Below are 6,344 nucleotides of genomic sequence, written 5' to 3' on the forward strand. Positions count from 1 at the left end.
GCTTAGCAGCTTCAATAACTTTTGGGTGGGATGACAGTCCGAGGTAATTATTTGCACAGAAATTAATCACTTCCTGGCCACCTTCAACCCGAATTTCTGCACCCTGTGGCGAAACGATAATTCTTTCACGTTTATATAGGCCGGCTTTTTCGATTTCTTCAAGCTCTTTTTCCAATACTGGCTGCAGTGTTTTATACATGACGATTGCTTTTGAGCTTGCAAAATTACGAATTCTATAGACTTTAACCTTCCTTAACAAAACATCTCTACGTATATATATAAATTGTGTAACCTTTGGTAACAATATTCGTCTTGATTCTATGAAATTAATCTATACTCTCCTCCTTGTATTTATCTCTCACATCCTATTCTCCCAGTCGCTGACTATCCGGGGAAAAATCACCGATCAGCTGGGTCAGGCAATACCCTTCGCAAGCGTTTATGAAAAAAATACTTCCCTCGGCACTTCGGCAAATAGTGAAGGGGAGTATTCTCTCAAGCTAGGTCAGGGGAGACATGAACTGAACTATCGGGCCATAGGTTACAAACAGGAAACGAGAGAAATAGACCTGAAAACGAATTTCAATCTCGATGTAAGCCTTTCCCAGGCTGTTTTTGAACTGGCCGATGTGATTGTCACAGCTGGAGGAGAGGATCCTGCTTACGAAGTGATCCGGAATGCCATCAAAAAGCGAAAATCCCATCTTCGTGAAGCAAAAGAATATAGTACGGACGTTTATATCAAAGGCATGCAAAAAATGCTTGCTGCCCCCAAAAAGTTCATGGGCAGGAACATCGATGATTTAGGCAAAGAGATAGGGTTGGATTCAAACCGCAGAGGTATTTTGTACCTGTCTGAGTCGGAGTCGCGGTTAAGCTACATGCAGCCCGACAATTATCATGAGGAAATGATCTCCTCGAAAGTGTCGGGAAGCAACCGTGCCTTCAGCTTTAATCGGGCTTCTGACATAAACATTGATTTCTACGAGAACATCATTGATATAGAAGGATTGAGCAATAGGCCGTTCATATCGCCAATAGCTGATAACGCCCTGTTCTATTACGATTATAAGCTGATTGGCACCAGCATGGAAAATGGTGAGTTGGTGAATAAAATCGAGCTTCTGCCCAAAAGAAATACGGATCCCGTATTTAGAGGCAGCATCTACATTATGGAAAACAGCTGGCGAATCCACAGTTCCGATCTCATGATCACCAAACAGTCGAATATCAATTTTGTGGATACCTTAAACATACGGCATCAACATATTCCGGTAAGTTCAAAGGTGTGGATGCCGTCGTCAATCCGGTATGATTTTACAGGAGGAGTATTTGGATTTCGCTTCGGCGGATATTATCTGGCGTTGTTTAAAAACTATGACCTGAATCCCGGATTGAATAAGAAGGATTTTGTCGAAGTGTTAAACATCGCACGCGAGGTGAACAAAAAAGACAGCGCTTACTGGACACAGGCGCGTCCGGTGCCTCTCACTGAGGAAGAAAAAACCGATTATGAAAAAAAGGCTATACTTGCCCTGAAAAGAGAGTCGAAACCTTACCTCGACTCGCTGGACAAGGTTAATAATAAGTTTAAGCCTGTCCAGTTTATTATCGGATCCGGTTATAGTCCGAGAAACCGTTTTAAGAGGGAATATTACTCGTATAGTTCCCTTATCAACTCTTTTTTTTATAATACCGTCGAAGGTTTTGGGATCAACTATCAGGTAACTTATGCTAAGCGCCTGGATTCACTGACAAATAAATTTGTCAATTATGCGGGAAAGGTGCGCTATGGTTTTTCAAGTGAAAAATTATATGGGAGTTTTTCGGGTAATATCCCTGTAAAGGCCGCTACATTCTCTTTCAATCTCGGCTCCGATGTTCTCGATCTAAATAATCTGGGCAGCATCAGCCAGTTAGGGAACTCGATTAACTCTCTCTTTTATGAACGCAACTTTCTAAAATTATACGAGAAGAAATTTATTTCAGCTTCATTATCTCAACGTTTTGGTGGATTCGTAGGGAGATTTACTGCAGAGTGGGCAAACCGGAATACTTTAAACAATACTTCTGATTATACCGTACGTGATTTAAACGACCGCGTATTTACATCAAACAATCCCTTTGAAGTACTTCCCACCGGTACGCCGCTGTTTCCCGAAAATCAGGCTCTTAAATTAGCGTTCCGGGGCACTTACGATTTTAGCAATAAGTACGCTACATACCCTTCAGGAAAAGTCCATCAGCCTTCAAAATATCCTTTGTTAGGAATTAATTATGTGAAAGGCCTAAAAGGAGTTTTTGGTTCGGATATAAACTATGATCTGCTATCGGTCGACCTGACTAAGTCAGATATTAAGCTTGGGATGTATGGACAATTTAAGTTCTGGGTAGGTGCTGGTCAGTTTTTGAATGACCGAACGCTTTATTACCCCGATTACAAACATTTTGATGGAAACCAGAGCCTGAGTTATATCCCAAAAATCACCAACTTCCTGTTCCTGGATTTTTATAAAAACAGCACAGCCGATAAATTTGCGGAAGCTCATTTTGAGCATAATCTTTCCGGGTTTATTACGAACAAACTTCCTTTGATCCGTAAACTGAAGCTTAAAGAGGTGGTTGGGTTTAACTACCTGGCTACGCCGTTATTGAAAAACTATAATGAGGTTTATTTTGGCCTGGAATATCTCACTTTTCGGGTGATGTATGGGATGGCGCATGTGAATGGGAAGAGGGTTGATAAAGGGATTAGGATCGCGTATGGGTTTTAATAAGTTGAGAGTTGAGAAGGGAGAGTTGAGAATGAAAGCCTCCATGTCAACATCCGCCAGCTTTTTTATATAGAGACAGCCTACACCCGTTTATGCTTCCCGAGTTTTTCGAGCGACGAAGATTGAACTAAACCTGCCCAATCTCCCAGATATTACGAAAGTGTGCCATGAAGTGATCCTTAGTCTTTAATTCTTCTTCGTCGAGATAGCTTTGCACCACCCCAATAATAGATTCTGAAGCGGGGTCGAATTCCAGTATACTCGCCCAGAAACCAATTCCGTTTATCGACATTTTAAGCAAGTTGCTTTTGTCGAGGATGGCAAATTCTGCCGGATCAGGCCTCTCTGATCCATTGATGATGGAGAATGTGACGACATCATCCAGATCAGGAAACTTCATTTCTGCTGATTCAGTTTTCATGTCGACCTCTTCGAGGATCTCTAACTTATACTGTGCCCAAAAAGCCCTCAGCCGAACCATCATTTCATCGATTTCCTCTTTCGGATAGCCTTCAAAGCTGTCGATTTCATCAACCAAAACCAAGTCCTCCGGATCCGTTTCGTAATCAATCAGAAATAATGCGCGCGGTCTATGAGTGTGGTAGATATATCGTATGAAACCGAACTCATCGAGCATGTTTTCAGCAAAGAGAAATTCGGTGATGTTTTCCATGTTTAAATATAAGGAGATGGGGCAGGATTGGCAAGGGCTTATCTAACCAAACCATTTTGCAAATGTCCTCCCCCCTCCGTATCTTTGCTCCCGCATTAAACGCTGTTTGCAACAGTATCAATGATTTATGATAAAATACAACACACTCCTATACTATTGCTATAACGCAATAGAGAATGCCGAACAATTCGCAGCAGATCATCTTCAGTTTTGTAAATCGTTAAACCTCGTTGGGCGCATAATAGTGGCTGACGAAGGCTTGAACGGAACAGTTTCCGGGACTGAACAATCATGCAAAGCGTATATGGAAAAGCTTCATGCTGATCCCCGTTTTGCTAAAATCGACTTTAAAGTGGATGAGGTAGAAGAGCCTTCCTTTATTAAAATGCATTGCCGATATAAGTCGGAGATTGTGCATTCAGGTTTAAGGAATCCTCAAATTATCAATCCTGAGAAAAAGACGGGCATCCATTTGGAAGCAGATGAGTTTATCCAGATGAAGGACGACGAAGATGTTGTTATTCTTGATGTGCGCTCTGATTATGAGCATTCCATTGGAAGATTCAAAAATGCTGTGACTCTGGATATTGAAAACTTTCGTGATTTTCCGGCAAAGATCAATGAGCTGGCAAAGTATAAAGACAAGAAGATCATTACTTATTGTACCGGTGGTATTAAGTGTGAAAAGGCCACTGCTTTACTTTTGCATGAAGGTTTCGAAAACGTATACCAGCTGCATGGCGGGATTATTAAATATGGCAAGGAAGCGGGCGGTCAGGATTTTGAAGGGAAATGCTATGTATTTGATAACCGGGTTGCAGTAGATGTTAATACTGTAAATCCGGTGGTTATTTCCACTTGCCGAAATTGTGGAGCTCATACCACCAAAATGATCAATTGCGCCAATCCGGAATGCAATGAGCATTTTACACAGTGTGATGAGTGCGGTGACAAACTGGAAGGTGCTTGTTCAGTTAGCTGTCAATCGCATCCGCGAAAGCGTGAGTATGACGGAACGGGTTATTATGTTAAGGTGCCGCAGCCTGTTAATATTAAAAAGCAGAAGCTTAATCCCGTAGAGTAATGAGTCGTCAAATTTTACTAATTTGAACTTCCAAATATTGAACATATGAAAAAATTTTTATGCCTGGCATTGTTCTTTTTTATTTTGCATCAAACATCTATGGCGCAAAATAATAGCTACACCAAGGAGGCTTTTGTTCAAGGAACAGATACCCTCTTATATAGGCTGCTTCTTCCTGAAAACTTCGATCCTGCAAAGGAATATCCTGTTTTATTTGTTCTGCACGGGGCGGGTGAGCGCGGAAATAATAACGAAGCGCAACTAACTCATGGAGGCAAACTGTTTCAAAGTGAACGAATGCGTAAGGATTTTCCTGCTATCGTCGTATTCCCCCAATGTCCTACGAACGATTTTTGGGCCAACGTGCAGTTTAAGAATACAAATGAGAGGTTTGCTTTTCAAAAAGGCGGCGAACCAGGCAAGGCCATGAAATTGCTGATTGACCTGGTTGGCAATTTCAGAAGTTTGAAATACACGGACAATGACCGCTTTTATGTGGGAGGTTTATCAATGGGGGGTATGGGCACGCTGGAAATCCTCCGGAGGAAGCCGAGAGTATTTGCCGCAGCTTTCGCAATTTGTGGTGGTGATAACGTAGAGAATGTTAAAAAGTACAAGAAGATACCTTTGTGGTTTTTCCATGGGGAGAAGGATAATGTAGTACCCGTAGAGAAATCGAAAGTGGTAGTAGCCGAACTGCAGCGCTTAAATGCTCCGGAGGTAAAACTGACTTTATACCCTGAGGCTAATCATAATAGTTGGGATCCGGCATTTGCGGAACCGGAGTTATTGACTTGGTTGTTTTCGCATAGGAGATAGGACGGAGGACGGAAGTCGGAGGTATGAAGGAAGTAGCAAGTATGAAGTAGGCGGTATGAAAGGTGATTCAACGATCTCCGGGGGTATCTTCATTGGTGGTGTCGGGCGCGGGTTTTATAGGGGCTTTGAAGCGCGGAACGTAGGCGGGCTTGGGTTTATCTGTTGGTATTTCCTCTTTTGTTTCTTCTGCCGGTTTTGAAGCAGGTGCTTTAAAGCGGGGCACGTAAGCTGGTTTTGGCTTTTCTGTTGGGAGGAGGTCTGAGGTCGGAGGTCTGAGGTCGGAAGTCTGAGCCGGTACATCTGGATCAGGTATGTTCTCAGGACTTTTAACTGCCGGCGCTTTGAATCTGGGAGTGTATGCGGGTTTTGGGGTCTTTTCAGGACTAGTTGCCTCTTTGCCTTCAGCTGGTTTTGCAGTTCCTCCGGCACGGAAACGGGGAGTATATACGGTGGCTTCAATGGTAGGCGACAGGAGAGGTTCCGCTTGAGATGCTATCTTGTTTATTTCAGGAGCTTGGCTTACAACAGCGGGTTTAGGCTCTTCTTTAAGATGATAAGCCCGCCGCAATTTGTTGAATAGGAACTTTTTGCTGTGGTCGAAGCTCTTTTCGCCCATCTGACTATAATGACTTTGGAATTCAGAAAACAAACCTGGCTCAGCGGTTTTAAAGCGGGCCAGGTCTATTTTTTTCCTAGTTATGAATTCTTCAAAAGTCATGGAATTCTGTTTACTCAGCCATATTATGGTAAACGGCCTGAACGTCGTCGTCCTCTTCGAGCTTGTCAATCAGCTTAAGGACATCGGCTGCCTGTTCCTCTGTTACGGTTGTTGTTGATTCTGATACCCTTTCGAGCTTGGCGCTGATAACCGGGATACCCTTTTCTTCCAGAGCTTTTTGCATTTTTCCGAAATCCTCGAAAGAGGTATGGATTACACCTACATCTTTTCCGTTTTCATCCTCTTCCACATACAGATCCTCGAGCCCGAAGTCGA

At 42.8% G+C, this 6,344-nt stretch carries 6 protein-coding genes and 1 pseudogene; 3 read left to right on the top strand and 4 right to left on the bottom strand.

From position 1 onward, the window contains the following. Positions 1-199 (bottom strand): annotated as a pseudogene (locus tag WBJ10_RS00005) (glycine C-acetyltransferase); the annotation flags it as partial. A 121-nt stretch (positions 200-320) separates the two neighbouring features. On the opposite strand from WBJ10_RS00005, the gene WBJ10_RS00010 reads away from it, so the two are divergent. Continuing rightward, on the top strand, positions 321-2,774 hold the full coding sequence (locus tag WBJ10_RS00010; protein ID WP_424287380.1) for a DUF5686 and carboxypeptidase regulatory-like domain-containing protein: 2,454 nt from the start codon (positions 321-323) through the stop codon (positions 2,772-2,774). Between the two features lie 127 nt (positions 2,775-2,901). On the opposite strand, the gene WBJ10_RS00015 is transcribed toward WBJ10_RS00010, so the two are convergent. Next, entirely contained in the window at positions 2,902-3,447 is a 546-nt protein-coding gene (locus WBJ10_RS00015) for a hypothetical protein (protein WP_424287382.1), read from the bottom strand. A 127-nt stretch (positions 3,448-3,574) separates the two neighbouring features. On the opposite strand from WBJ10_RS00015, the gene WBJ10_RS00020 reads away from it, so the two are divergent. Both WBJ10_RS00020 and WBJ10_RS00025 read left to right on the top strand, forming a co-directional pair. Next, complete coding sequence (locus WBJ10_RS00020; protein WP_424287384.1) at positions 3,575-4,531, top strand: rhodanese-related sulfurtransferase; 957 nt, start codon at positions 3,575-3,577, stop codon at positions 4,529-4,531. Positions 4,532-4,576: 45 nt separating this feature from the next. Beyond that, complete coding sequence (locus WBJ10_RS00025; protein WP_424287386.1) at positions 4,577-5,350, top strand: prolyl oligopeptidase family serine peptidase; 774 nt, start codon at positions 4,577-4,579, stop codon at positions 5,348-5,350. Between the two features lie 67 nt (positions 5,351-5,417). Here the strand turns inward: WBJ10_RS00025 and WBJ10_RS00030 are convergent, their stop codons facing one another. Further along, the gene (locus WBJ10_RS00030) at positions 5,418-6,068 is read right to left on the bottom strand and encodes a hypothetical protein (protein WP_424287388.1); all 651 of its coding nucleotides are present in this window, start codon (positions 6,066-6,068) and stop codon (positions 5,418-5,420) included. 10 nt (positions 6,069-6,078) lie between these two features. Next, positions 6,079-6,344, bottom strand: a 266-nt coding sequence (locus tag WBJ10_RS00035; RefSeq protein ID WP_424287390.1) for a YebC/PmpR family DNA-binding transcriptional regulator, incomplete at its 5' end; no start/stop codon positions are given.

Origin of the sequence: Daejeonella sp. (genome assembly GCF_049655485.1) — a bacterium.
GTDB lineage: Bacteria > Bacteroidota > Bacteroidia > Sphingobacteriales > Sphingobacteriaceae > Daejeonella.